Consider the following 23,603-nt stretch of genomic DNA (forward strand, 5'->3'; position numbering starts at 1 on the left):
GACAGCTGTGACGACTCGATGGCCACCCCGCTCACCCGTCCGCCGTGCCGCGGGCCTGCGGACGTTCGAATTCGCCCTGCACCGGCAGGGTCTGGGGCCCGTGGCGGGGGTCGACGAAGCCGGCCGCGGAGCGTGCGCGGGCCCGCTGGTCGTGGCGGCCTGCGTCTTGAAGCCGACGCAGCTCGTCTCCCTCGCCGACCTCGACGACTCGAAACGTCTGACCGAGCGCACCCGCGAGGAGCTGTACCGCTCGGTGACGCGCTACGCGCAGAGCTGGAGTGCGGTGATCATCGAAGCCGCCGAGATCGATCGCATCGGCATCCACGTCGCGAACATCGAGGGCATGCGCCGGGCGGTGGCCGCCCTCGACGTGAAACCGGGGTACGTGCTGTCCGACGGTTTCGCGGTGCCGGGACTGACGGCGCCGTCCCTGCCCGTGATCGGAGGAGACGGGGCGGCCGCGTGCATCGCCGCCGCCAGCATCATCGCCAAGGTCACCCGAGACCGCATCATGGTCGCCATGGACGACGACCTGCCCGGGTACGACTTCGCCATCCACAAGGGCTACAGCACGGCGTTGCACATGTCGCGCATCGACGCCGCCGGCCCCTCACCACAACACCGCATGTCGTACCGTAATGTCGCGGCACGTGTGGTCACCAGCGCAAACGACAACAGGGATAGGCTGACAGGATGAGTGCTGAGGATCTCGAGAAGTACGAAACCGAGATGGAACTCTCTCTGTACCGCGAGTACAAGGACATCGTCGGGCAGTTCACCTATGTGGTGGAGACGGAGCGGCGCTTCTACCTCGCCAACGCGGTCGAGATGATCCCGCGCAACACCGATGGCGAGGTCTACTTCGAACTCCGCATGAGCGATGCCTGGGTGTGGGACATGTACCGCCCGGCGCGGTTCGTCAAGCAGGTCCGCGTGATCACGTTCAAGGACGTCAACATCGAGGAACTCGAGAAGTCGGAACTCCGCCTGCCCGACGAGCCCTGACCACGCGCAATCTGTTGACAACGCCCTGATCGTTCACAGATCAGGGCGTTGCTCGCTTTCGGACGGTCGACGAAATCGGTTCTGCGCGAATCTGATCGGCATGAGTGCACAAGCGCGCGACCATCCTCGCCCCGATCGCCGCGGTCATATCGGCCGGCTCGGTGAGGACGTGGCCGCGGATTACGCTATATCGCTGGGCTGGACTGTCCTGGAGCGCAATTGGCGTACCCGCTATGGCGAACTGGATCTGGTGGCCGCGGATGGGTCGGTCCTGGTGATCGTCGAGGTCAAGACTCGCGCGAGCCGCACGTACGACGATCCGGTCATGGCGGTCACGCCGACGAAGCTCGCCCGGATGCGCCGACTCGCCGGGATGTGGCTGGCGGCGCAGGACCGACGATGGTCGCAGATCCGGTTCGACGTCGTCAGCGTGCGCCTCGACCAGGCCGCTCCCGACGATCTGGCTCGCGCGCAGGTGCGGCATCACCAGGGTGTGCACGTGTGAGCCCGGGTGTCAGAGCTTGCTCAGATCGGTCCGGATCAGCATCACGTTGTAGTCGCTCCATCGCGACGCGTTGAAGTAGAGCTCCTTCGAATCCCCCTGCAGCGCGGGGGAGTTGGGGAGCATCATCGGTCCGTAGACGACGAGCGCACCTCGGGGCACGATGGTCTTCGGTGCACTCCACGGGCCTTCGGGATGATCGGCGGTGCGCAGCGTGATGTCGTTGTCGCCATCGAGCATGACGTATTTCTCGAGGTACGGGCTCCAGGCGACCGAGAGTTCGGTGACCGGTTGTCGGACGACGACCGCCGAGCCGTCGTCGGGGATCGCGGCGATGTCGTCCACCCAGCCGCGACTCTTCCCGGCCCAGTACTCGTACGCGTCGAGGTCGAGGATGTCCGTGGGTTTGAACCGCGCGAGGAAGGCGGCGCCGAATCGTCCGTTCGGGGTACCGAACTGGTAGACGTACTCGGCTTCGGGTGTCCCGGGCCGGCCGCGGACGTACGCGTTCTGCTGGAACTTGCCGTTGTTGAACTCGATCGGCCGGAACTCGCCGGGCAGTCGGAGCGAGACCGGAGCATTGATGAGGATCGTGTCCTGATCGGTGACCCAGGTCTGGCCGTTGTCGTCGGAATGGGCGATCGCCGAGAAGTTGGTGACCCAGTTGCCCGGCGAACCCCACGAGCGCACCGACATGTAGTTGATGTACTGGCGGAAGCCGTCGCCGTGCGGGAGAGAGATCGCCGCCGTCGGGATCGTGGTGACCTCGACGTTGGAGATGCCGAGCGACGGGATCAGTTCCTGCGCGTAGTTCGGTTGACCGGGCGCGATCACCGAACCCGACGTCACGTCGCCGGCGCGACCGGCCGGGACGGAGAGTCCGTTCGCGAGGTTGTCGTCGTCGGTGCGGAGCAGCACGTTGTGCCGCCACTGCTGTCCCGGCTCGTTGCAGTTGCCGAAGGTGTCTCCGAAGGCCATCAGCGTCTGGCCGCGGCCGTTGTCCCAGGAGACGCCGAGATCGGTGCCGCCGATACCGAACCGGCTGAATGTGCGGTTGGCGCTGAGCGGGCCCGTGACCCATCCGACGGTGCGGGATTTGGAACCGACATAGGGGATCAACGGCCGCTGCGGTCCCGGGTTCGGAATCGAGCTGCCCGACGAGCCCTCCGACCCGCTGGAGCCACTCGAGCCGCTGGAACCGCTGGACCCGAAGCCCAGGAAGCTCGAGCCCGTGCTCGCGTTGCCGCACGGCGCGGCGTGCGCGACGCCGGCACCGGTCGTCAGCGCGACCGCGGTGCCGCTGAAGGCGATGACCCCGGCGAGGGCCAGTCGGACACTCGTGGTGAGACGGCTAGACACGCGCGTCCTCCAGTTACTCTTGCGATAGAAGTGATTGACGTGACTATTGTTACTGGAGTTACATGCGGATCGCGCGGTCCGCGGGGTCACGATCTGGTGTCAGCGCACGAAGAAGCGTTCCCCGGCGGACGTCCGTGACTGCCAGCCGACACGTTCGAGTTCCGGTGTCTCCGAGTCGTGCGCGGGATAGCCGATACACAGGTAGGCGACCAGCTTCCAGGACGACGGTACGTCGAGTGCCGCGGTCACCCGATCGGGTTCGATGATGGACACCCACCCCACCCCGACGCCTCGGGCCCGCGCCGCCAGCCAGAGTGTGGAGATCGCGGTGACGACCGAATACTCCAGCGTCTCGGGCACTGTCTGTCGGCCGAGTCCCCGGCCCTGCTCGACACCGGGCTCGCAGAATACGGCGAGGTGGACGGGAGCATCGTCGAGACCGGCTAGCTTGAGCGACGAATACAGCTGTGCGCGTTCGGCCGGATAACCGTCCAGCGCGTCGGCATTGCAGCGAGTGAAGCTGTCGCGCACCGATTGCCGGGCTTCGGTGGACCGGACCTCGACCCAGCGCCACGGTTGGCTGTTGCCCACGGACGGAGCCAGTTCGGCTGCGTCGAGGATGTCGGGGAGCACGTGGGGTTCGAGTGGTTCGCGGCGGAAGCAACGGACGTCGCGTCGCCATCGGAGTAGTCGGTCGAGATCGCCGACGAACGCATCGTCGAATGTTCCGTCGTCCATCGGTTGTCGAGCCTAGTCGGGCTGCTGTGAACGGTGGTGCACAACCGCGAGGTCATCCACAGATCGGCTGTGTGAGTGGTTCGGCGCCGCGCGCCACGCGTGTTCCCGGCGAGACTGTGCCCATGTTGGGGCAAACACAGGCGGTGGGGCTCAATGCCTTTGTCGCGCAGGTCGTCGACGTGCAGGCGAGTGTGAGTTCGGGTCTGCCGGGGTTCGCGGTGACGGGTAATCCGGATTCGTCGGTTCGGGAGGCGCGGGATCGGGTGCGGGCTGCGATCAAGAACTCCGGGTTCAGTTTTCCCGAGTTGAAGGTGACGGTGGCGTTGTCGCCGGCGGACATGCCGAAGATCGGTCCGGGGTTCGATCTGTCGATGGCCGTGTCCATTCTGGCTGCCACGCAACAGGTGTCGGCGGAGAAGTTGTCGTCGACGGTTTTTCTGGGCGAGCTCGGTCTGGATGGCACCGTGCGGCCGATCCGCGGGGTGTTGCCGGCGGTGATCGCGGCGCGGCAGGAGGGGTATCGACGGGCGGTGGTGCCGATCGAGACCGTCGCCGAGGCGGCGCTCGTCGAGGGGATGGACGTCGGTGGAGCGAGCAGTCTGAAAGAGGTGACGCAGTGGCTGGCGGGTGACAACGTGCTCGACACGGTGCATGCGGCGGCGACGACGCACGCGCCGCCGGTTCCCGACATGGCCGACGTGGTCGGGCAGCACGAGGCCCGGCACGCGCTGGAGATCGCCGCCGCGGGAGCTCATCACGTCCTGATGACCGGATCGCCGGGGATCGGCAAGACGATGCTCGCGCGGCGGCTGCCGGGCATTCTGCCGTCGCTGGGTCTGGAGGACTCGTTGGAGGTGACGGCGATCCATTCCCTGGTGGGGGAGTTGTCGCCCGGACGTCCGCTGATCACCGAACCGCCGTTCGTCGCCCCGCACCACAGCTCATCGATCACAGCCCTGCTCGGTGGCGGTACCGGTTTCGCCCGGCCGGGCGCGGCGTCCAAGGCGCATCGAGGAGTGCTGTTCCTCGACGAGTGCGCCGAGATGAGTGTCAAGTCGCTCGAATCCCTGCGGGAACCCCTCGAGGACGGCGAGGTCCGGGTGCCCCGGCGTGACGGCATGGCGGTCTATCCCGCGCGCTTTCAGCTGATCCTCGCGGCGAACCCGTGTCCGTGCGCGCCCGCCCACGACGTCGACTGCGTCTGCACGGCCGTCGTGCGGCGGCGCTATCTGGGCAAGCTGTCCGGACCGCTGCTGGACCGCGTGGACATCCGCGTGCGGATGGACCCACCGGGCAACACCGCGCTGATGAGCGGTGCCGGGGAGTCGAGTGCCGACGTCCGCGCCCGCGTCACCGCCGCACGCGCCACCGCGATCGAGCGGTGGTCGGAATTCGGGTGGCGCACCAATGCCGAGGTTCCCGGGTCCGCGCTGCGGCAGCGGTTCCGGCTGCCGCCCGACGTGCTGCGGCCCATCGAACTGTTCCTCCGAGACGGCCGCGTGACCGCCCGCGGTGCCGATCGCGCTCTGCGGCTGGCATGGACCCTCAGCGATCTGAGCGGGTCCGGGCGTCCCGTCGAAGACGATGTCGCACAAGCACTTCTGTACCGAGACCGAGGAGCGACCTGGTGATCTCCGCCCATCCGTCGGAACCCCGGTCGCCGGAATCCATCGCCTGGGCCTATCTGGCGCGGGTCGCCGAACCGCCGTGCGCCGCGGTCATCGCGCTCGTCGACGACATCGGTCCGGTCGAGGCGGCCGCGGCGATCCGCCGACGCACCGTGCCCGGCGGCCACGAGGCGGTGCTCGCCGCCACTGATGCCCGGAGCGAATCCGACTGTGCGATCGATGATCTGGACACCGCCGAGCGGATCGGTGCGCGCCTGGTGACCCGTGCCGATCCGGAGTGGCCGGCCTGGTCGCTGCTGGCGCTGGGGCAGGCCGACACGGCCGCTCGTGGAGGTGAACCGCTCGCCCTGTGGGTGCGCGGTCCGGCCCGGCTCGACGACCTCGCCGCTGCGTCGGTCGCGTTGATCGGGTCCCGTGCCGCGTCGTCGTACGGCGAACACGTCACGCAGACGCTCGCGTCGGGGTTGTCGGCCCAGGGTTTCGCGGTGCTGTCCGGCGGGGCGTTCGGCATCGACGGCGCCGCTCACCGCGCGGTCGTCGCGGCGGGCGGGGTGACCGCGGCGGTGATGGCGTGTGGGATCGACCGCGACTATCCGGCGTCACACTCGTCGCTGCTGACCGCGATCGCGCGTACGGGCGCGGTGATCAGCGAGTACCCGCCCGGGACGACAGCGGCGAAACATCGATTTCTCACCCGGAACCGACTGGTCGCCGCGATGAGCGGCGCGACCGTGGTCATCGAGGCCGGGCGACGGTCCGGCGCGGCGAACACTGCGGCATGGGCGCGCAAGCTCGGCCGGCCGCTGGGAGCCGTTCCCGGTCCCGTCACCTCGGCGACCTCGGTGGGATGCCACCGGATGATCGCCGACGAGCTCGCCGTGCTGGTGTCCGACGTCGCGTCGGTGGTCAACCTGGTACGACCCGACGGTGGGGGCGACATCGGCCGCGGCCGCGCGAAACCGACCGACGCGCTCGACGCCGAGCAACTACGGGTCCACGACGCCATTCCCGGCCGGGGTGGAGTGGGGATCGACGAGATCGCGTTCGCCGCCGGCCTCGACATCGGAACCGTCCGCGCGGCGCTCGCGCACCTCGACATCAAGGGGTATGTGGAGAACGTGGACGGACGATGGCGGCTGGCGTGACCTCAGCGGCGGGTGAGGACGTCGATGATGACATGCAGATCCTCGACCGTCGCCTCGTTCAGACGGCCATGAGCATGGACGTAACCGATTCCCGCGTACAGAAGCGTCGTCGCGCGAGCGTGTGCCTCGGCCTCCGAGAACCCGAGTTCGCGCATGGCCGAGATCGCGATCGAGAAGATCCGGCAGTCGAGTGCATCGACCGAGTTCGCGATCGACTCGTCCGTCTGGGCCCAGCGGCGCAGGGCGGACTCCATCGCCCAGCGGCGAGGATCCGACAGCAGGCGCGCCATCCCTTCGACCCGTTCGACCGGTGGTAGGGCTTCCAGTGCCTCGATCCGGTCGGCCGCCGCCGACTGTGCCCGTCGGCAGTGTTCGGCGAGCGCGGTCTTCAGCGCCCCGATGTCGGTGAAGTGCCAGTAGAAGCTGCCCTTGGTCACACCGAGGCGCGCACTGAGGCGCGAGATCTTGAGGGTGTCGATCCCGTCGTCGACCAGGATCTGGGTCGCGGCCTCCAGCCAGTCGTCCACACTGAGCCGCGAGCCGCGGCGCGGGGTGGACTGGTCCACGGGCTGATCCGGCATGGAGTCACCTCTGGTCGGGTCTCGCGACGTCTGACTTTAGGAATGGCAAAGTCTCGAATTCACATCGCTTGATCGATAGAAAACCTTACAACCGCGGATGGGTGGTTCGCCGCTCTAAAGCTAAGGGTGGCCTAATCTCGTAGGCGTAGGGTTGACCCGAAAGGGAGGTTCGATGGCGAAACGCGTGAACACGATGACGGTGCTACGGAGAGAGCGGATCAGCCCGCATTTCGTACGCCTGTACCTGGGCGGGGAGGGGTTCGACGACTTCCTACCGGCGCTGGGCAAGTCCGGGGAACCCGACACCGACATGTATGTGAAGTTCGTCTTCGCCCCGCCGGGTGTCAGCTATCCCGAACCGTTCGATCTCCAGGAGATCCGTACGAACGAGGCGCCCGAGCGGCAACCCGTGTTGCGTACCTACACGGTGCGCCGGATCGACGCGGAGGCCCGCGAGCTCGTCGTCGACTTCGTCGTGCACGGCACCGAGGGCATCGCCGGCCCCTGGGCGGCCTCGGTGGAGCCGGGCGAGACGATCCGCTTCATCGGGCCGGGCAGTGGCTACCGTCCGCGATCCGATGCCCCCTGGCATCTCATGGCGTGCGACGAGGCGGGTCTCCCCGCGGTGGCCGCCGCACTCGAAGCCCTTCCCGCCGACGCCGTCGCCAAGGTCTTCATCGAGGTCGCCGGCCCCGACGACGAACTCGACCTCGACGCACCCGCCGGGGCGCAGGTCTCCTGGGTGCACCGCGGCGGACCCGCGGCGGACGTCGACGATTCGCTCGCCGGTGACAACGGCCCGCTGATCGCGGCCGTGCGCGCGACGGAATGGCTCGACGGCGAACCGCACGTGTTCATCCACGGAGAGGCGCAGGCGGTCATGCACAACCTGCGTGCCTACATCCGCAAGGAACGCGGCGTGAGTGCGGCCAACGCCTCGATCTCCGGGTACTGGCGGCGCGGCCGGACCGAGGAGGGGTTCCGGCAATGGAAGGCCGACCTGCGGGCCGAGGAGGAGGCCGTCGGCGCCCAGGGCTGAGGCCCACAGGCCGGACAGGCACCGATTCGGCCACGACGCCGCGTGTGCGGTTGCACTCGGGTGCCCGACGGGGTGAGGTCGTGACCATGCTCGACGACTTCGCCGATCACCTGCGCCTGGAGAAAGGGCGCAGCGAGCACACGATCCGCGCCTATGTCGGTGGGGCTCGCGCCCTCGTCTCGTTCGCCGGTGCCCGCGGAATCGCGGTGGCCGACATCGATCTCCCGCTGCTGCGGGCCTGGCTCGCGGAACTGACCCGGCGCGGCGCCGCGCGCACGACCGTGGCCCGGCAGGTCTCCGCGGCGAAGACGTTCTGCGCGTGGGCGGTCCGCGAGGGCTACCTGGCGGCCGACCCGTCACAGCGGTTGAAGGCTCCCAAGGCGCACCGGACCCTGCCCGCCGTACTGGCCCCCGCCCAGGCAGAAGCCGCGATCGCGGCCACCGGAGTGGATCGTGCCCCCGACGACCCGATCGCCCTGCGGGACCGGGTCATCCTGGAGTTGTTGTACGCCAGCGGAGTTCGAGTGGGGGAGTTGTGCGGGCTGGACGTCGGCGACGTCGACGCCGGGCGACGGGTGGTGCGGGTGATCGGCAAAGGCGACAAGGAACGGTCGGTCCCCTACGGAGAGCCCGCCGCACGCGCGATCGACGCCTGGCTGCGTTCCGGACGCCCGGCCCTGGTGACCGACGCGTCCGGACCAGCCTTGCTGCTGGGTGCCCGCGGGGGACGGCTCGACCAGCGGATGGCGCGCTCGGTCGTGTCACGCGCGGTCGAGGCGAGCGGAGGCCCGGCGACCGGGCCACACGGACTCCGGCACAGCGCCGCCACTCATCTGCTCGAGGGTGGTGCCGACCTGCGCGTCGTCCAGGAACTGCTCGGACACTCGTCGCTCGCCACGACGCAGATCTACACGCATGTGAGCGTCGAACGTCTGCGTGCCGTCCATCGACAGGCGCACCCGCGAGCGTGACCGCCGTCAGTCGACCGGTTTGAGCCGGACGCGCACGGCCCCGAGCAGACCCAGCGGGTCCAGGTAGTCCGCCGCACGTCCGCTGCCGCGTCGGGCGCCCCAGTGCAGGCAGGCGGGCACCGGGCATCCCGGATGACCGGTCGTCACGGTCCCGATGACCTCACCCCGCGAGACGTGATCACCCGCGTCGACACTCGCCTCCACCGGCTCGTACGTCGTGGTCACGCCGTCCGGATGGGACACCGAGACCACCGGCCGGCCGGCGACCGTTCCCGCGAAGCGCACGCGACCGGCGCCCGCCGCGCGGACGGTCTGGCCGGGCCCGGCCGCGAGGTCGACGCCCCGGTGGCCGGGTTGCCATCGCTTCTCGGGCTCGTCGTAGGCGGTCACCACGGTGGGCCGGGGCGACAACGGCGCCGCGTACCCACCGACGGACGCAGCGGCGGGGACCGGACCGACGACGCAGAGGACAGTCGGCAGGAACGCGGCGAGGACACGCGGTGATCGGGATGGCACGCTGATTGGACGCAGCGGAAGCCGGATGGGATCCGCCCACAACCGTCTCCGACTGCATCACCACAACCGTCTCCGACGTGGTCGAAGGCGTTTTGGTGTTCCATCCGTCGCGGCGTAAACTCTCCCACGCACCTCATCGCCCGTTGATGAGGTGACTTCGCGCGCCTGCACTCAGGTCTGTGACGCTCCGGGCTTTGACGCCCTGACCAGCGCAGTCGAGAAACACACGCCAAGTCAGCAGTCCCGGAACGGCCCATGCCGTCTCGGGTGGCACTCGGCCGCAGGCGCCAGGGTCGGTACCGACGGTACCGACGACAACTGCGAGAAAAGGACGATCATGGCTGTCGTGACCATGAAGCAGCTGCTGGACAGCGGCGCACACTTCGGGCACCAGACCCGCCGTTGGAACCCGAAGATGAAGCGATTCATCTTCACCGACCGCAACGGCATCTACATCATCGATTTGCAGCAGACGCTGACCTACATCGACAAGGCGTACGAGTTCGTCAAGGAGACCGTCGCCCACGGCGGCACCATCCTCTTCGTCGGCACCAAGAAGCAGGCACAGGAATCGATCGCGGCGGAGGCGACCCGTGTCGGCATGCCGTACGTCAACCAGCGCTGGCTCGGTGGCATGCTCACCAACTTCTCGACCGTCCACAAGCGCCTGCAGCGCCTGAAGGAGCTCGAGACCATGGAGCAGACCGGCGGTTTCGAGGGACGCACCAAGAAGGAAATCCTCATGCTCACGCGTGAGAAGAACAAGCTCGAGCGCACCCTCGGCGGTATCCGCGACATGGCCAAGGTTCCGTCGGCCGTGTGGGTCGTCGACACCAACAAGGAGCACATCGCCGTCGGCGAGGCGCGCAAGCTGAACATCCCGGTCATCGCGATCCTGGACACCAACTGCGATCCCGACCTCGTCGACTACCCGATCCCGGGCAACGACGACGCCATCCGCAGCGCAGCACTGCTCACCCGCGTCGTGGCCTCGGCCGTGGCCGAGGGTGTCCAGGCCCGTGCCGGCGCCGCCAGTGGCGACGCCAAGCCCGAGGCCGGCAGTGGCGAACCGCTGGCAGAGTGGGAGCAGGAACTGCTGACCCAGGCTGCGGCACCGGCCGGCGACGCCGCCGCGACCGACGCCCCGGCTGCTCAGTAGTCCCGACTGCTCGCAGTCCGGTCCCCAACACTTTCTCTAAGGAGGCTCGCCGACGATGGCGAACTACACCGCAGCTGATGTGAAGCGTCTCCGTGAGCTCACCGGCTCTGGAATGCTCGACTGCAAGAACGCGCTGGCCAACAACGACGGCGATTTCGACAAGGCCGTCGAAGAGCTGCGTATCAAGGGCGCCAAGGACGTGGGCAAGCGCGCCGAGCGCTCCACGGCCGAGGGCCTGGTCGCGGCCAAGGGCGGCGCGCTCATCGAGATCAACTCCGAGACCGACTTCGTCGCGAAGAACGGTGAGTTCCAGCAGCTCGCCGATGACATCGTGAACGCGGCGGCCGCGGCGAAGACCAACGACCTCGACGAGCTGAAGAAGGCTCCGCTCGGCGACGGCACCGTGGACGAGGCCGTGGCGGCTCTCTCGGCCAAGATCGGCGAGAAGCTCGAACTCCGTCGCGTGGCCTACTACGACGGCCCGGTGGCCGTGTACCTGCACAAGCGTGCCTCTGATCTGCCTCCGGGCGTCGGCGTGCTGGTGTCCTACACCGGTGAGGGCGAGGCCGCCGAGGAGGCCGCTCGCGGCGCCGCGATGCAGGTCGCCGCGCTCAAGGCGCGCTACGCCACCCGCGACGAGGTCCCCGCGGACGTCGTCGAGAACGAGCGTCGTATCGCCGAGCAGACGGCCAAGGAGGAGGGCAAGCCCGAGCAGGCCCTGCCCAAGATCGTCGAAGGTCGCGTCAACGGCTTCTACAAGGACGTCGTGCTGCTCGACCAGGCCTCGGTCCAGGACTCGAAGAAGTCCGTCAAGGCCCTGCTCGACGACGCCGGTGTGACCGTCAAGGCCTTCACCCGGTTCGAGGTCGGCCAGGCCTGATCGAACGCGTTCCACATCGCCCCGTCTCCGTCCAGGAGACGGGGCGATGTGCGTTCACGGGGTCCGTCGCGTCCGCAGAGCGGCGGCGAGTGCCCCGATCGCCACGGCGACGAGACCCAGCATCATCAAGGTCGTCTTCAGCGCGGCCAGGAAAGTCCGAGCGGTCACCGACCGGGCCGCATCCTGAGTCCAGGGCCGTGCCTGCGCGGCGACCGCGGCGACCGCAGGCGACGTCGGTCCGCCCGCGCAGGCGGGCGCCGGTCGCTCCGGATGTGCGGACCGCAGCTGATCGCTCGCGCAGGATGCGAAACGATCGGCGACCGCCCCGTGCAGCACCGGGCGAACCGGTGACTCCGACAGCGACGCAACGAGTTCGGCTCTCACCGCCGGAACCGTCTCGCTCGTCTGGCCGGCGACCTGACCGAAGAAGAAGAGGGTGACGACCGCCAGCCCGATCGAGGCGCCGATCTGCTGAACAGTGGGGATCGTCCCGGTTGCCGTGCCCACCGTGGCTTCGGTCGTGTCGGACAGGATCACGGCCTGCAGCGGTGCGATGAACACACCCGTCCCCAGACCGCCGAGTACGAGGGGACCGAGGATGCCGGGCACCGGCAGGGTCTCCGCAGCCGGTTCGATGATCATCGCGAGCCAGACGAATCCGGCTCCGACGGCGACGGATCCGGCCATCAGGGTGTGCGGTGCGGTGACGCGGGCGACCACGCGTGGTGAGGCGAGTGAGCCGACCGCGGCGCCGATCGCGAAGGGCAGGGCCAGCATCCCGGTCCGGAATGCCGAGTAGCCGAGTCCGAACTGAGCCGAGATCGACACGGTGAAGAAGAACCCGGCGAACACGCTGAAGAACAGGAGCGACAGGAGAAGCCCGATCTACGTCTCGAACGGATCCGGGATGCCGGGCCGGTACGACACCCTCGACGGCCCCGGCATCGAGGGTAACGGCTCCAAGCTGTTCGACCAGATCGCGGTCGGGGCGGTGATCGAGACCGCCACGGCGCAGTGCACGAGGAACCTCCAGCGGCGGATGCGCGACATCGGTGTGCCGGCGACGTTCCACCTCTACGAGGGCGGGACCCATGCGTGGCCGTACTGGCAGGACGAACTGCATCGTGCCTGGCCGCAGTTCGAGGCGGCCCTACGCGGCTGAATCCCCAGGGCACCCTCGCGCGGCGCGCACGACGCGTATCGCGGGTCGGTTCCGGTGACGACGTACGATAGTTCACCGAACCGACGAGTGAGGAAGCCGATGAGTGAAGCGTCCGACCCCATCCGGCGGGATGGATTCCGTAGGGTCTTGCTGAAGTTGGGCGGCGAGATGTTCGGTGGCGGCGAAGTCGGGCTCGACCCCGACGTCGTGGGTACCGTCGCCGACCAGATCGCCGACGTCGTCAATTCCGGTGTCCAGGTCGCCGTCGTGATCGGCGGCGGCAACTTCTTCCGCGGCGCCGAACTCCAGCAACGAGGGCTCGACCGAAGCCGCTCGGACTACATGGGCATGCTCGGCACGGTCATGAATTGCCTTGCGCTGCAAGATTTCCTGGAGAAGCGCGGGATCTCGACCCGGGTGCAGACCGCCATCACGATGGGGCAGGTCGCCGAGCCGTATCTCCCGTTGCGTGCCCAGCGGCACCTGGAGAAGGGCCGCGTCGTCATCTTCGGCGCCGGCATGGGGATGCCGTACTTCTCCACCGACACCACCGCGGCCCAGCGTGCGCTGGAGATCAAGGCCGAGGTGGTCCTGATGGCCAAGGCGGTCGACGGCGTGTACGACGCCGACCCGCGCACCAACCCCGACGCCACCCTCTTCACCGAGATCACTCACCGCGAGGTGCTCGACAAGGAGCTCAAGGTCGCCGACGCGACGGCCTTCAGCCTGTGTATGGACAACAAGATGCCGATCTTGGTGTTCAATTTGCTCCAGCAGGGCAATATCGCCCGTGCGGTCGCAGGCGACCGCATCGGCACCCTGGTCAGCACCTGACCCGGCGACTGACCCGAGATCGACGAGAACACCGACCGAACGGAACAAGGACGAAGATGATCGACGACGCGTTGCTCGACGCCGAGGAGAAGATGGAGAAGGCGGTCAACGTCGCCAAGGAGGACATGGGCTCCATCCGCACCGGGCGGGCGAACCCGGCCATGTTCAACAAGGTCAACATCGAGTACTACGGCTCGATGACCCCCGTGACCCAGGTCGCGAGCATCAACACGCCCGAACCGCGACTCGTCGTGATCAAGCCGTATGAGGCGTCGACGCTGCGCGACATCGAGACCGCGATCCGCAACTCCGACCTCGGGGTCAATCCGACCAACGACGGCACGATCATCCGGGTCGCCGTCCCGCAGCTCACCGAGGAGCGTCGCCGCGATCTGGTCAAGCAGGCCAAAGGCAAGGGTGAGGACGCGAAGGTGGCGATCCGCAACGTGCGCCGCAAGGCCGCCGACGAGCTCAAGCGCATCCAGAAGGACGGCGAGGCCGGCGAGGACGAGGTGTCGCGCGCCGAGAAGGAACTGGACAAGACCACGGCGACCTACGTGCACCAGATCGACGACTTGGTCAAGCACAAAGAAGACGAATTGCTCGAGGTGTGAACGAGGTTCCGCAACGGGGCGATGAGAAGAAGTCGCGCGCCGGCCGCGACCTGCCGGCCGCGATCGCGGTCGGCGGCACACTCGGTATCAGCATCATCGCGATCCTGATCTTCGTCCCGAAGGTCTGGTACGGCCTCGTGGCGGTCGCGTTCGCGGTCGCCACCTGGGAGGTCATCAAACGTCTCCGCACCGGTGGCTACGACGTCGCCCTCTGGCCGCTGCTCATCGGTGGCCAGGCCATCATCTGGGCGAGCTGGCCCTGGGGTCCGACCGGAGCCCTCGTCGCCTTCGTGGCGACGGCCCTGGTGTCGATGGTGTGGAAGCTCCTCGGGCAGGGCATCGACAAGGCGCCGGTCAACTACCTCCGCGACCTCGCCGTCACCGTGTTCGTGCTGGCGTGGTTGCCACTGCTCGCGTCGTTCGGCGCCCACCTGGTGGTACAGGACGACGGGGCTGCCAGAGTGGCCACGCTGATGGTCGTGGTGGTGTGCTCCGACGTCGGCGGCTATGCCGCGGGCGTGATGTTCGGCAAGCACCCGATGGCGCCGGCGATCAGTCCGAAGAAGTCCTGGGAAGGCATGGTGGGCTCGCTCGTCGTCGGCACTGTCGGTGCGGTCGGCTGCGTGGTGTTCCTGCTCGAGAGCCACTGGTGGATCGGCATCATCCTGGGGCCGGTCCTGGTGGTTTGCGCGACCCTCGGCGATCTCGTCGAATCCCAGGTGAAGCGCGATCTCGGGATCAAGGACATGGGCACGCTGCTGCCCGGCCACGGTGGCATCATGGATCGGCTCGACAGCCTGCTGCCGTCGGCGTTCGTGGTGTGGGTCGTGCTCACCGCGCTGCTCTGAGCACGCGCCACCGCGCCGCCGAACGCTACTTGGCTGCCTTCTTCAGCGCGCGCCGCAGTTGCAGCATCCGCAGGCCGCCCACGAGCGCGACGACCAGTGCACCGGCGATGGCCGCGATCAGCAGGCTGACCCCGAGGGGCAGGTTGACCTCCCAGAACAGCAAGTCGATGGTCTGCGACTGGAGGTTCTGCACGATGAAGACGAGCAACAGGACCAGGATGATCGCGCCGATCACCACGCCGAACCAGGTGGCGCGCGTCCGCGTGTGCTCCACGTCGGCGACCGTGCGGCGGAGACGATCGCGATGGTCCGGGTCAGGGGCGTGCTGCTCCGGGGTGTGCGCGTGACCGGTCGCCGGTGGCGGTGACCCGGCGGGCTGTTCGCCCCACGCCGGTACCGAACCCGTGTGCCGTCGGTCCTCGGGTGTCGTCATCACTTCATCATGACATGCGACAATGGCGAAATGACCTCATTGCCACTTGTGTTCGACGCGCCCAAGCGTGGGCGGCCGCCGACACACTTCGCCGACCTCGACCCCGCCGGTCGCGTCGCGGCGCTGGCCGACCTGGGGCTGCCGAAGTTCCGGGCCGATCAACTGGCCCGCCAGTACTATGCGCGCCTCAACGGCGACGTCGACGAGATGACGGATCTGCCGGCGGCGTCGCGCGAATCGGTGCGGGACAAGCTCTTCCCGCAGCTGCTCACCCCGGTCCGGCACATCTCCTGCGACGACGACTCCACCCGCAAGACGCTCTGGCGCCTGCACGACGGCACGCTCCTCGAGAGCGTCCTCATGCGCTACACCGATCGCAACACGCTGTGCATCTCCAGCCAGGCGGGTTGCGGCATGGCCTGCCCGTTCTGTGCCACCGGGCAGGGCGGACTGGACCGCAACCTGTCGACCGCCGAGATCGTCGATCAGGTGCGGGCCGCGGCCCGCGCGCTGCGCGACGGGGAACTCGGCGAGCCCGGACGCCTGTCGAACGTCGTGTTCATGGGTATGGGTGAGCCGCTGGCCAACTACAAGCGCGTGGTCAGCGCCGTCCGGCAGATCACATCGCCGGCGCCGGAGGGCCTCGGGATCTCCGCCCGCTCGGTGACCGTGTCGACCGTCGGTCTCGCGCCGTCGATCCGCCGTCTCGCCGACGAGGGGCTCGCGGTGACGCTCGCCGTCTCGCTTCACACGCCCGACGACGAACTGCGCGACACCCTCGTCCCGGTCAACAACCGGTGGTCGGTCGCCGAGGTGCTCGAGGCGGCCCGCTACTACGCCGACACCACCGGACGGCGCGTCTCCATCGAGTACGCACTCATCCGGGACGTCAACGACCAGCCCTGGCGGGCCGACCTGCTGGGGGAGAAGCTGCACCGGGCCCTCGGGTCACTCGTTCATGTGAATCTCATCCCGCTGAACCCGACGCCGGGTTCGGAATGGGACGCCAGTCCCAAACCGGTCGAACGCGAGTTCGTACGCCGGGTCCGCGAGCAGGGAGTCTCGTGCACCGTTCGCGACACGCGCGGGCAGGAGATCGCCGCTGCCTGTGGACAGCTGGCGGCCGAAGAGCGCTGAGACCTCGATGTGCCGGACAGGGACCGGCTCAGACCGCGCAGACGACAAACGCCGAGCGGATCACCGCTCGGCGTTTGTCGTAGATGTGGCGAGGTGGCCGGTCAGGACCACTTTCCGCGGTTCATCCACCATCCGCGCACGGCGAAGAACAGGGTGCCCGCGGCGAAGGCGATGAGATACAGGTCCTCGATGCGTCCGGTGTGGTTGCCGATGATCATCGCAAGTAGGAACAGCGCGAAGAAGATGGCCGCACCGTAGAAGGTCTTGGTTGCCGCTCCGTGCCAGCCGAACCGGGCGGACGGGGCATCGGCGGGCTCGCGACGCCAGCCGGTGTCGATGACCTCGACTTCGCCATGCCCTCCATCGCCGTGCCCCACAGTGTGCTCAACATCGGTGCTTGCCACAGCCACTCCTCACAGCGCGGACGTCAGATGTCTGACGATCGGTAGTAGTTCTCCGAGCAGCATAGCGGCACCCCCGCCCGCAGGTCGGTCCGGTGTCACCGGCGGCGGTTCGTCGACGAGGATGGTCCAGAATGGGTGCGTGCCCACACGCGTGCTGATTCTCGGCTCCACCGGTTCCATCGGCGTCCAGGCTCTCGAGGTGATCGCCGAGCATCCGGATCGTTTCGAGGTCGCCGGTCTGGGTGCCGGCGGGTCGAATCCCGATCTGCTCGCCGATCAGGCCGCCGCGTTCGGCGTGCCGGCCTCGCGGATCGCCGTCGCGGACGCCACGCGGGCGGACGAGCTCACCGAACGCCTCGGCGACCGGGTCCTCGGCGGTGCCGACGCGATGTGCGACCTGATCGACGCCGTCGCCGCGGACACCGGGGTGGATGTGATCCTCAACGCCGTCGTCGGCTCGATCGGCCTGGCGCCCAGTCTCGCCGCACTCCGATCGGGTGCCCGGCTCGCGCTGGCCAACAAGGAATCACTCGTCGCGGGCGGGGCACTGGTCCTCGACGCCGCTGCGCCCGGGCAGATCGTCCCGGTCGACTCCGAGCATTCCGCGATCGCACAGTGTCTGCGCGCGGGGACGGCCGCCGAGGTGGACCGACTGGTCCTCACCGCGTCGGGTGGCCCGTTCCGCGGATGGACCCGTGCGCAACTCGAGGACGTCACGCCCGAGCAGGCCGGCCGACATCCCACGTGGTCGATGGGCCCGATGATCACGCTCAACTCCGCGACCCTGGTCAACAAGGCCCTCGAGGTCATCGAGGCGCACCTGCTGTTCGACGTGGACTACGACCGCATCGACGTCACCGTCCACCCGCAGTCGATCGTGCACTCGATGGTGACCTTCGTCGACGGGGCGACGGTGGCGAAGGCCTCACCGCCGTCGATGAAGTTGCCCATCGCCCTGGCCCTGGGATGGCCGGACCGGGTGCCCGGATCGTCGACGGCCTGCGACTTCTCGACGGCGTCGTCGTGGACGTTCGAGCCTGTCGACGACGCGGTGTTCCCGGCGATCGACCTGGCTCGACGCGCCGGTGCGGCGGGAGGCAGCCTGACGGCCGTGTACAACGCCGCCAACGAGGCCGCCGCAGCCGGGTTCTTCGCAGGTGCGATCCGGTTCCCACGCATCGTCGAGGTCATCGAGGAGGTGCTCGGCGAGGCAGATCAGTGGCGCCGGACGCCAGGTACTGTGGAAGAGGTCTTCGCCGCCGATCGGTGGGCCCGGGATCGCGCTGCGCAGCTGGTCGCGGCCGCATCCGTCTGATCGGCGGCTCTCGTGAGCGGGTGCGCCCCGTGATCCGGATGGAGTAGGTACGTGAGTTTCGCGATCGGCGTCACGCTGTTCGCCGTGGCGCTGTTGCTGTCGGTCGCCTGGCATGAGTGCGGCCACATGTGGGCCGCGCAGGCGACGGGCATGAAGGTCCGGCGGTACTTCGTCGGCTTCGGTCCCACGATCTGGTCCACCCGGCGCGGCGAGACCGAGTACGGGATCAAGGCGCTGCCGCTCGGCGGTTTCTGCGACATCGCCGGGATGACCCCGCACGAGGAACTCGCCTGGGACGAGAAGGACCGGGCGATGTACAAGCAGAAGGCCTGGAAGCGCCTGGTCGTGCTGTTCGCCGGACCGGCCCAGAACTTCCTGCTCGGTTTCGTCCTCATCATTATTGTCGGACTGACGTTCGGACTGCCCAATCTCAACCCCGGCCCGACTCCGGCAACCGTCGGCAAGACCCAGTGCGTCCCGTCGACGATCACCATCGAGGGCAACAAGCAGACCGACGCGCCCTGCACCGGCACCGGCCCGGCGGGTGCCGCCGGGCTGCTCCCCGGTGACGACATCGTGGCGATCAACGGTCAGCCGGTCGGGCAGGCGTCGGATCTGACCCCGGTGATCCGCGAGTCCAGCGGCCCGGTCGCGCTGACGGTCGACCGCGACGGTCAGCGACTCGACCTGACGATGACCCCCGAGCCCACCACGGTGACGGCGACGAACGCCGACGGCACCTCCGAGACCCAGACCTACAACATGGTCGGCATCGCCTACGACGTCCCGCCGAACGTCATCACCTACAGCGGCCTCGAGATCGTGCCCGGCGCGATCGGATTCACCGGCGAACTGGCGGTCGAGACCTGGAACGCGCTGCTGTCCCTGCCGTCGAAGATCGGTGCGCTGTGGACGGCGGTCACCGGCGGTGAGCGTGCCATCGACACCCCGGTCAGCGTGTACGGCGCCTCGGTGCTCGGCGGTCAGGCCGTCGAGCGTGGTCTGTGGGACATGTTCTGGATGCTCCTGATCAGCATCAACTTCTTCCTGGGGCTGTTCAACCTGGTCCCGCTCCTCCCGCTCGACGGCGGTCACATGGCGATCGTGGGCTACGAGAAGGGCCGCGACACCGTGCGGCGCTGGTTCGGCCGGGCACCCGGTGGGGCCGTCGACTACTACAAACTGCTCCCGATCACCTACGCCGCCGTGGTTGTGATGGCCGGCTTCATGGTCCTCACGCTCACGGCCGACATCATCAACCCGATCAACCCGTGGCAGTGACCCGGACGATCCGGGTCGCCGTCCGGCGCCGAATACCACCAGAGAACCGAAACCCCCAGAGGTGAACGAGATGAACGCCCCGACTCCCGCGACCGCCGTGCCGATCGGACTCGGCATGCCCGCCGGACCACCGCCGGTGCTCGCCCCGCGTCGGAAGACCCGGCAGTTCTTCGTCGGCTCGGTCGGCGTCGGCAGCGACCACCCGATCTCGGTGCAGTCGATGACGACCACCAAGACCCATGACATCAATGCCACCCTGCAGCAGATCGCGGAGTTGACGGCCTCGGGGTGCGACATCGTGCGCGTCGCGTGCCCGCGTCCCGAAGACGCCGAGGCGCTGCCGATCATCGCCAAGAAGTCCAAGATCCCGGTGATCGCCGACATCCACTTCCAGCCGAAGTACATCTTCGCCGCGATCGACGCCGGCTGTGCCGCCGTGCGCGTCAACCCGGGCAACATCAAGGAGTTCGACGGCCGGGTCAAGGAGGTCGCCAAGGCAGCCGGTGACGCCGGGATCCCGATCCGGATCGGCGTCAACGCCGGGTCCCTCGACAAGCGGATCCTGCAGAAGTACGGCAAGGCGACCCCGGAGGCGCTCGTCGAGTCGGCGCTGTGGGAGGCCGGGCTGTTCGAGGAGCACGGCTTCGGCGACATCAAGATCTCGGTGAAACACAACGACCCGGTGATCATGGTGGAGGCCTACCGCCAGCTCGCCGCCGCCTGTGACTACCCGCTGCACCTCGGGGTCACCGAGGCCGGGCCCGCCTTCCAGGGCACGATCAAGTCCGCCGTCGCCTTCGGCGCGCTGCTCAGCGAGGGCATCGGCGACACCATCCGGGTGTCCCTGTCGGCCCCGCCGGCCGAGGAGATCAAGGTCGGCGACCAGATCCTGCAGTCGCTCAATCTCCGCCCGCGCAAACTCGAGATCGTCTCGTGCCCGTCGTGCGGCCGCGCCCAGGTCGACGTCTACAAGCTGGCCGACGAGGTCACCGCCGGACTCGAGGGCATGGAGGTCCCGCTGCGCGTGGCCGTGATGGGGTGCGTCGTCAACGGCCCCGGTGAGGCCCGCGAGGCCGACCTCGGCGTGGCCTCCGGGAACGGCAAGGGGCAGATCTTCGTCAAGGGCGAGGTCATCAAGACGGTTCCCGAGGCGCAGATCGTGGAGACCTTGATCGAAGAAGCGCTGCGAATCGCCGAGGAAACAGGAGAAACTGGAGACGGTACTCACGTGGGCCCGCCCGTGGTGACCGTTTCCTAGGTCGGCGGCAGGCTCGAGAGGGAGGAGCGGCGTTGCTGAAGCTACTGGGCGACAAGCCGCTCGGCGCTCGTGATGCGGCTGCTGTCGAACGTGTCCTCACCTCGGACCCGGTGGCGATGTGCATGGTCGCGGCCCGCTTCGAGACGCACGGGATCAACCCTCGGCTATTGGGCGGCGAGCTGTGGACCGCGCAGAATCCCGCGTCGTCCCTCTGCTTCTCCGGCGCCAACCTGATCCCGCTCACCGGTTCGCCCGAGGATCTCGACTACTTCTCCGACCGCGCCATCGCCGGACCGCGTGCATGCTCCTCCATCGTCGGCCGCGCCGACCTCGTGATGCAGATGTGGGAACAGATCGAGCCGGTGTGGGGTCCGGCGCGTGAGGTCCGGCCGGTGCAGCCACTGCTCGCCCTCACGTGTTGTGCAGCGGTACCCGCCGACCCGCTCGTGCGGCTGGTGACCCTCGACGACCTCGACGCGTACATGCCCGCGGCCATCGACATGTTCATCGGCGAGGTCGGCGTCGATCCGACGGCCGGCGACGGCGGTCGTTCCTACCGACGACGCCTCGCCTCGCTCATCACCGCGCAGCGGGTGTTCGCTCGGTTCGACGGCCCCGACGTCGTGTTCAAGGCCGAGATCGGCTCGCTGTCCCGCCGGGTCGGCCAGATCCAGGGAGTCTGGGTGGATCCCGACCGGCGCGGTGAGGGACTGGGACTGGGTGGTACCGCGGCCGTCGCGGAGGCCGTCGCCGCTCATGGCCGCATTCCGAGTCTGTACGTCAACAGCTTCAACGTGACCGCGCGCGCGGTGTACGACCGCATCGGGTTCACCGAGGTCGGCACCTTCGCGACCGTCCTCGTCGACTGAGTGCCCGCCCCGCGTGGCGTCGCGGGATTCCGGCCGGGCCACCCTAGACTCGACCGCGATGTGGCGCATGCGAACTCGATGGACCCCGGCGGTGATCGTCGCAGTGTGTGCTGCCGTGACGGTGGCCACCGTCGGTTGTTCGGCCTCCGAGGACGACGGCCCGCGCCGCGCCGCGGAGCGCTTCCTGCAGGCCTACGCCGATCGAAAGGTCGCGTCCGCGGCGGCGCTGACCGACACCCCCGCTGCCGCGGAGTCCGCGATGGAGTCGGCCTGGGCCGGGCTGGGTGCCGAGGCACTCGAGTCGCAGGCCGGGCGGGTCCGCGTCACCGGGGACACCGCCGAGGTGGACGTCGACTACACGTGGGCGCTGCCGCGGGGCCGCGACTGGGCCTACGACGCCACCCTGCGGATGGGCCGGTCCGACGACGGCTGGGCGGTGCGCTGGGCGTCGACGAACATCCATCCGAAACTCGGTGCCGATCAACGCCTTTCGCTCCAGATCGTCGAGGCGCCGCGCGCGACGGTCAATGAGTCCGACGGCTCGGAGGTGATGGTCAACGGCACCGTCGTGGGCGTCAACTTCGATGCGACCGCCGCCGCCGAACAGGGCGCGTCGGTCGCCGAGTCGGTGACCGGTGCGGTCGCGGTACTGCGCCGGTTCAGTCCCTCGCTCAACGAGCAGACGATCATCGAACAGGTCACCGCGAACCGGCAGCAGTACCCGCTCGCCCGGCTGTCCCACGACCAGTTCGACCGCTTGCGCGACCAACTGGCGATCCCCGGCGTCGTGACCAACGAACAGGCCGAACTGGTCCCCGAGGACCCGAGATTCGCGCCCGCCCTGCTGACCGAGGTCAAGAAGGTCGTCGACTCCGAGGTGTCGGGGCGGGCGGGCTGGCGGGTGGTGACGGTCAACCCCAACGGCCTCGACGCCGACGTCCTCGCCGACCACGACCCGGACCCCGCGCCGGCGGTCTCGTTGAGTCTGTCGCGGACGGTGCAGAACGCGGCCCAGCGAGCGGTCAACGCCACCAACCGGTTCCAGATCGCGCTGGTCGTCGTGCAGCCGTCCACCGGTCGGATCCTCGCGGTCGCCCAGAATCCCGCGGCCGACCGGTCGGGGCCCATCGCGACGACCGGTCTGTACCCGCCCGGGTCGACCTTCAAGATGGTGACCGCCGCGGCCGCGATCAGCCATCGGATGGCCACCCCCGACACTCCCGTCGGATGTCCCGGCGCCATCCAGATCGGTCCGCGCCTGATCCCGAACTACGACGGGTTCTCGCTGGGGACGGTGTCGATGCTGCGGGCGTTCGCGCAGTCCTGCAACACCACGTTCGCCAAACTCGCCAGCGAGATGGGACCGTCGGACCTCGCGCACGCCGCGGCCGCGATGGGCGTCGGACAACAGTACGAGATCGCCGGCCTCGACGCCGTGTCCGGCTCGGTGCCGATCGAGAACGAACTCGTCGCCCGCAGTGAGGACGGCTTCGGGCAGGGCAAGGTCCTCGTCTCGCCGCTGGGGCTGTCCCTGGTGGCCGCCACCGTTGCGAACGGGCGGAAGGCCCCGGTGCCGCAACTCATCCTGGACAAGCCCACGAAGGTCGAGGGACCGACGCCCACGATGGCACCCGAGGTCTACGCCCAGCTGCGCCCGATGATGCGTGAGGTCATCACGAGCGGAACGGCGTCGGTGATCGACGGCCAGGGTGCGGTGTTCGGCAAGACCGGTGAGGCGGAGTTCGCCGGCGGGTCACACGCCTGGTTCGCCGGCTACCGCGGCGACATCGCCTTCGCCACCCTCGTCGTGGGCGGCGGTGACTCGAACAACGCGGTGGCCGTCACCCGCGACTTCTTCGCCGGTCTCGGACCGGGCTACGCGGTGCGTCCTCTCTCCTGAGGCGCCCTCAACCACAGTGGCACCA

25 protein-coding genes and 1 pseudogene are annotated in these 23,603 nt (G+C 68.5%); 19 read left to right on the top strand and 7 right to left on the bottom strand.

Annotation, left to right across the window (positions count from 1 at the left end; all coding sequences use genetic code 11):
• Positions 1–7: 7 nt before the first annotated feature.
• From LEL84_RS00880 to LEL84_RS00890, 3 genes are all read left to right on the top strand, one after another.
• A complete protein-coding gene (locus LEL84_RS00880; protein ID WP_058250085.1) occupies positions 8–697 on the top strand; it encodes a ribonuclease HII in 690 nt (229 codons plus the stop codon).
• Positions 694–1,005: a DUF2469 domain-containing protein gene (locus LEL84_RS00885; protein ID WP_004572292.1), complete on the top strand. Its 312-nt coding sequence runs from the start codon at positions 694–696 to the stop codon at positions 1,003–1,005. Before LEL84_RS00880 ends, LEL84_RS00885 begins: the two co-directional genes overlap by 4 nt.
• A 100-nt stretch (positions 1,006–1,105) precedes the next feature.
• Positions 1,106–1,510: a YraN family protein gene (locus tag LEL84_RS00890; protein WP_058250086.1), complete on the top strand. Its 405-nt coding sequence runs from the start codon at positions 1,106–1,108 to the stop codon at positions 1,508–1,510.
• A 9-nt stretch (positions 1,511–1,519) separates the two neighbouring features.
• Here the strand turns inward: LEL84_RS00890 and LEL84_RS00895 are convergent, their stop codons facing one another.
• Together LEL84_RS00895 and bluB are read right to left on the bottom strand one after the other, a co-directional pair.
• Positions 1,520–2,866 carry a DUF4185 domain-containing protein gene (locus tag LEL84_RS00895; RefSeq protein WP_226513081.1) on the bottom strand — a complete coding sequence of 449 codons (1,347 nt, stop codon included), beginning with the start codon at positions 2,864–2,866 and terminating at the stop codon, positions 1,520–1,522.
• A 99-nt stretch (positions 2,867–2,965) separates the two neighbouring features.
• A complete protein-coding gene (gene bluB / locus LEL84_RS00900; RefSeq protein ID WP_226513082.1) occupies positions 2,966–3,604 on the bottom strand; it encodes a 5,6-dimethylbenzimidazole synthase in 639 nt (212 codons plus the stop codon).
• 122 nt (positions 3,605–3,726) lie between these two features.
• On the opposite strand from bluB, the gene LEL84_RS00905 reads away from it, so the two are divergent.
• Both LEL84_RS00905 and dprA read left to right on the top strand, forming a co-directional pair.
• Entirely contained in the window at positions 3,727–5,235 is a 1,509-nt protein-coding gene (locus tag LEL84_RS00905; RefSeq protein ID WP_159370635.1) for a YifB family Mg chelatase-like AAA ATPase, read from the top strand.
• Entirely contained in the window at positions 5,235–6,377 is a 1,143-nt protein-coding gene (dprA, locus tag LEL84_RS00910; protein WP_137809372.1) for a DNA-processing protein DprA, read from the top strand. Before LEL84_RS00905 ends, dprA begins: the two co-directional genes overlap by 1 nt.
• Before the next feature lie 2 nt (positions 6,378–6,379).
• On the opposite strand, the gene LEL84_RS00915 is transcribed toward dprA, so the two are convergent.
• A complete protein-coding gene (locus LEL84_RS00915; RefSeq protein ID WP_065628982.1) occupies positions 6,380–6,958 on the bottom strand; it encodes a TetR/AcrR family transcriptional regulator in 579 nt (192 codons plus the stop codon).
• A 172-nt stretch (positions 6,959–7,130) separates the two neighbouring features.
• Between LEL84_RS00915 and LEL84_RS00920 the strand changes: the two genes are divergently transcribed.
• Positions 7,131–7,997, top strand: coding sequence for a siderophore-interacting protein (locus LEL84_RS00920; RefSeq protein WP_137809347.1), 867 nt, complete (start codon positions 7,131–7,133; stop codon positions 7,995–7,997).
• An 86-nt stretch (positions 7,998–8,083) separates the two neighbouring features.
• Positions 8,084–8,968: a tyrosine recombinase XerC gene (locus tag LEL84_RS00925; protein WP_058250297.1), complete on the top strand. Its 885-nt coding sequence runs from the start codon at positions 8,084–8,086 to the stop codon at positions 8,966–8,968.
• A gap of 6 nt (positions 8,969–8,974) precedes the next feature.
• Here LEL84_RS00925 and LEL84_RS00930 read toward each other — a convergent pair whose 3' ends face one another.
• A complete protein-coding gene (locus LEL84_RS00930; RefSeq protein WP_396266507.1) occupies positions 8,975–9,484 on the bottom strand; it encodes a M23 family metallopeptidase in 510 nt (169 codons plus the stop codon).
• Between the two features lie 337 nt (positions 9,485–9,821).
• On the opposite strand from LEL84_RS00930, the gene rpsB reads away from it, so the two are divergent.
• Together rpsB and tsf are read left to right on the top strand one after the other, a co-directional pair.
• Positions 9,822–10,643: a 30S ribosomal protein S2 gene (gene rpsB / locus LEL84_RS00935; RefSeq protein ID WP_058250093.1), complete on the top strand. Its 822-nt coding sequence runs from the start codon at positions 9,822–9,824 to the stop codon at positions 10,641–10,643.
• Positions 10,644–10,698: 55 nt separating this feature from the next.
• Positions 10,699–11,523 (top strand): translation elongation factor Ts, encoded by an 825-nt coding sequence (tsf, locus tag LEL84_RS00940; protein WP_058250094.1) that lies wholly within the window; start codon positions 10,699–10,701, stop codon positions 11,521–11,523.
• A gap of 54 nt (positions 11,524–11,577) precedes the next feature.
• Here tsf and LEL84_RS00945 read toward each other — a convergent pair whose 3' ends face one another.
• Positions 11,578–12,375 carry a hypothetical protein gene (locus LEL84_RS00945; protein WP_226513083.1) on the bottom strand — a complete coding sequence of 266 codons (798 nt, stop codon included), beginning with the start codon at positions 12,373–12,375 and terminating at the stop codon, positions 11,578–11,580.
• 19 nt (positions 12,376–12,394) lie between these two features.
• Between LEL84_RS00945 and LEL84_RS00950 the strand changes: the two are divergent.
• The 4 genes and pseudogenes from LEL84_RS00950 to LEL84_RS00965 all read left to right on the top strand — a co-directional run.
• Positions 12,395–12,685: pseudogene (locus tag LEL84_RS00950) on the top strand (esterase family protein); the annotation flags it as partial.
• A gap of 99 nt (positions 12,686–12,784) precedes the next feature.
• Complete coding sequence (gene pyrH, locus LEL84_RS00955; RefSeq protein ID WP_058250098.1) at positions 12,785–13,519, top strand: UMP kinase; 735 nt, start codon at positions 12,785–12,787, stop codon at positions 13,517–13,519.
• A gap of 56 nt (positions 13,520–13,575) precedes the next feature.
• The gene (frr, locus tag LEL84_RS00960; protein WP_058250099.1) at positions 13,576–14,133 is read left to right on the top strand and encodes a ribosome recycling factor; all 558 of its coding nucleotides are present in this window, start codon (positions 13,576–13,578) and stop codon (positions 14,131–14,133) included.
• Positions 14,130–14,981, top strand: coding sequence for a phosphatidate cytidylyltransferase (locus LEL84_RS00965; protein WP_065628977.1), 852 nt, complete (start codon positions 14,130–14,132; stop codon positions 14,979–14,981). The genes frr and LEL84_RS00965 overlap by 4 nt, the downstream gene beginning before the upstream one ends.
• A 25-nt stretch (positions 14,982–15,006) precedes the next feature.
• Here LEL84_RS00965 and LEL84_RS00970 read toward each other — a convergent pair whose 3' ends face one another.
• Entirely contained in the window at positions 15,007–15,414 is a 408-nt protein-coding gene (locus LEL84_RS00970) for a lipopolysaccharide assembly LapA domain-containing protein (RefSeq protein ID WP_058250101.1), read from the bottom strand.
• Positions 15,415–15,444: 30 nt separating this feature from the next.
• Here LEL84_RS00970 and rlmN point away from each other — a divergent pair, with 30 nt between their 5' ends.
• Positions 15,445–16,551 (top strand): 23S rRNA (adenine(2503)-C(2))-methyltransferase RlmN, encoded by a 1,107-nt coding sequence (gene rlmN, locus LEL84_RS00975; protein WP_065628976.1) that lies wholly within the window; start codon positions 15,445–15,447, stop codon positions 16,549–16,551.
• Between the two features lie 101 nt (positions 16,552–16,652).
• Here the strand turns inward: rlmN and LEL84_RS00980 are convergent, their stop codons facing one another.
• Complete coding sequence (locus LEL84_RS00980) at positions 16,653–16,955, bottom strand: DUF2631 domain-containing protein (protein ID WP_065628975.1); 303 nt, start codon at positions 16,953–16,955, stop codon at positions 16,653–16,655.
• 139 nt (positions 16,956–17,094) lie between these two features.
• On the opposite strand from LEL84_RS00980, the gene dxr reads away from it, so the two are divergent.
• The 5 genes from dxr to LEL84_RS01005 all read left to right on the top strand — a co-directional run bounded on the left by dxr (position 17,095) and on the right by LEL84_RS01005 (position 23,578).
• A complete protein-coding gene (gene dxr / locus LEL84_RS00985) occupies positions 17,095–18,270 on the top strand; it encodes a 1-deoxy-D-xylulose-5-phosphate reductoisomerase (protein WP_226513084.1) in 1,176 nt (391 codons plus the stop codon).
• A 51-nt stretch (positions 18,271–18,321) separates the two neighbouring features.
• A complete protein-coding gene (locus tag LEL84_RS00990; protein ID WP_226513085.1) occupies positions 18,322–19,551 on the top strand; it encodes a M50 family metallopeptidase in 1,230 nt (409 codons plus the stop codon).
• Between the two features lie 70 nt (positions 19,552–19,621).
• Entirely contained in the window at positions 19,622–20,809 is a 1,188-nt protein-coding gene (gene ispG / locus LEL84_RS00995; RefSeq protein ID WP_065629080.1) for a flavodoxin-dependent (E)-4-hydroxy-3-methylbut-2-enyl-diphosphate synthase, read from the top strand.
• A gap of 32 nt (positions 20,810–20,841) precedes the next feature.
• On the top strand, positions 20,842–21,678 hold the full coding sequence (locus LEL84_RS01000) for a GNAT family N-acetyltransferase (protein WP_065628972.1): 837 nt from the start codon (positions 20,842–20,844) through the stop codon (positions 21,676–21,678).
• Between the two features lie 58 nt (positions 21,679–21,736).
• Positions 21,737–23,578 carry a penicillin-binding transpeptidase domain-containing protein gene (locus LEL84_RS01005; protein WP_226513086.1) on the top strand — a complete coding sequence of 614 codons (1,842 nt, stop codon included), beginning with the start codon at positions 21,737–21,739 and terminating at the stop codon, positions 23,576–23,578.
• The last annotated feature ends 25 nt before the right edge of the window (positions 23,579–23,603 follow it).

It is taken from the genome of Gordonia sp. WA4-43, from assembly GCF_020520305.1.
In the GTDB taxonomy this organism is placed as follows: Bacteria; Actinomycetota; Actinomycetes; order Mycobacteriales; family Mycobacteriaceae; genus Gordonia; species Gordonia hongkongensis.

Excerpts from the sequence above, each read along its gene's own strand:
- tsf (WP_058250094.1), top strand. The coding sequence starts at position 10,699 with ATGGCGAACTACACCGCAGCTGATGTGAAGCGTCTCCGTGAGCTCACC.
- LEL84_RS00925 (WP_058250297.1), top strand. The coding sequence starts at position 8,084 with ATGCTCGACGACTTCGCCGATCACCTGCGCCTGGAGAAAGGGCGCAGC.
- frr (WP_058250099.1), top strand. The coding sequence starts at position 13,576 with ATGATCGACGACGCGTTGCTCGACGCCGAGGAGAAGATGGAGAAGGCG.
- ispG (WP_065629080.1), top strand. The coding sequence starts at position 19,622 with ATGAACGCCCCGACTCCCGCGACCGCCGTGCCGATCGGACTCGGCATG.
- LEL84_RS00885 (WP_004572292.1), top strand. The coding sequence starts at position 694 with ATGAGTGCTGAGGATCTCGAGAAGTACGAAACCGAGATGGAACTCTCT.
- pyrH (WP_058250098.1), top strand. The coding sequence starts at position 12,785 with ATGAGTGAAGCGTCCGACCCCATCCGGCGGGATGGATTCCGTAGGGTC.
- rpsB (WP_058250093.1), top strand. The coding sequence starts at position 9,822 with ATGGCTGTCGTGACCATGAAGCAGCTGCTGGACAGCGGCGCACACTTC.
- bluB (WP_226513082.1), bottom strand. The coding sequence starts at position 3,604 with ATGGACGACGGAACATTCGACGATGCGTTCGTCGGCGATCTCGACCGA.
- rlmN (WP_065628976.1), top strand. The coding sequence starts at position 15,445 with ATGACCTCATTGCCACTTGTGTTCGACGCGCCCAAGCGTGGGCGGCCG.
- LEL84_RS00970 (WP_058250101.1), bottom strand. The coding sequence starts at position 15,414 with ATGACGACACCCGAGGACCGACGGCACACGGGTTCGGTACCGGCGTGG.
- LEL84_RS01005 (WP_226513086.1), top strand. The coding sequence starts at position 21,737 with ATGTGGCGCATGCGAACTCGATGGACCCCGGCGGTGATCGTCGCAGTG.
- LEL84_RS00890 (WP_058250086.1), top strand. The coding sequence starts at position 1,106 with ATGAGTGCACAAGCGCGCGACCATCCTCGCCCCGATCGCCGCGGTCAT.
- LEL84_RS00915 (WP_065628982.1), bottom strand. The coding sequence starts at position 6,958 with ATGCCGGATCAGCCCGTGGACCAGTCCACCCCGCGCCGCGGCTCGCGG.
- LEL84_RS00905 (WP_159370635.1), top strand. The coding sequence starts at position 3,727 with ATGTTGGGGCAAACACAGGCGGTGGGGCTCAATGCCTTTGTCGCGCAG.
- LEL84_RS00920 (WP_137809347.1), top strand. The coding sequence starts at position 7,131 with ATGGCGAAACGCGTGAACACGATGACGGTGCTACGGAGAGAGCGGATC.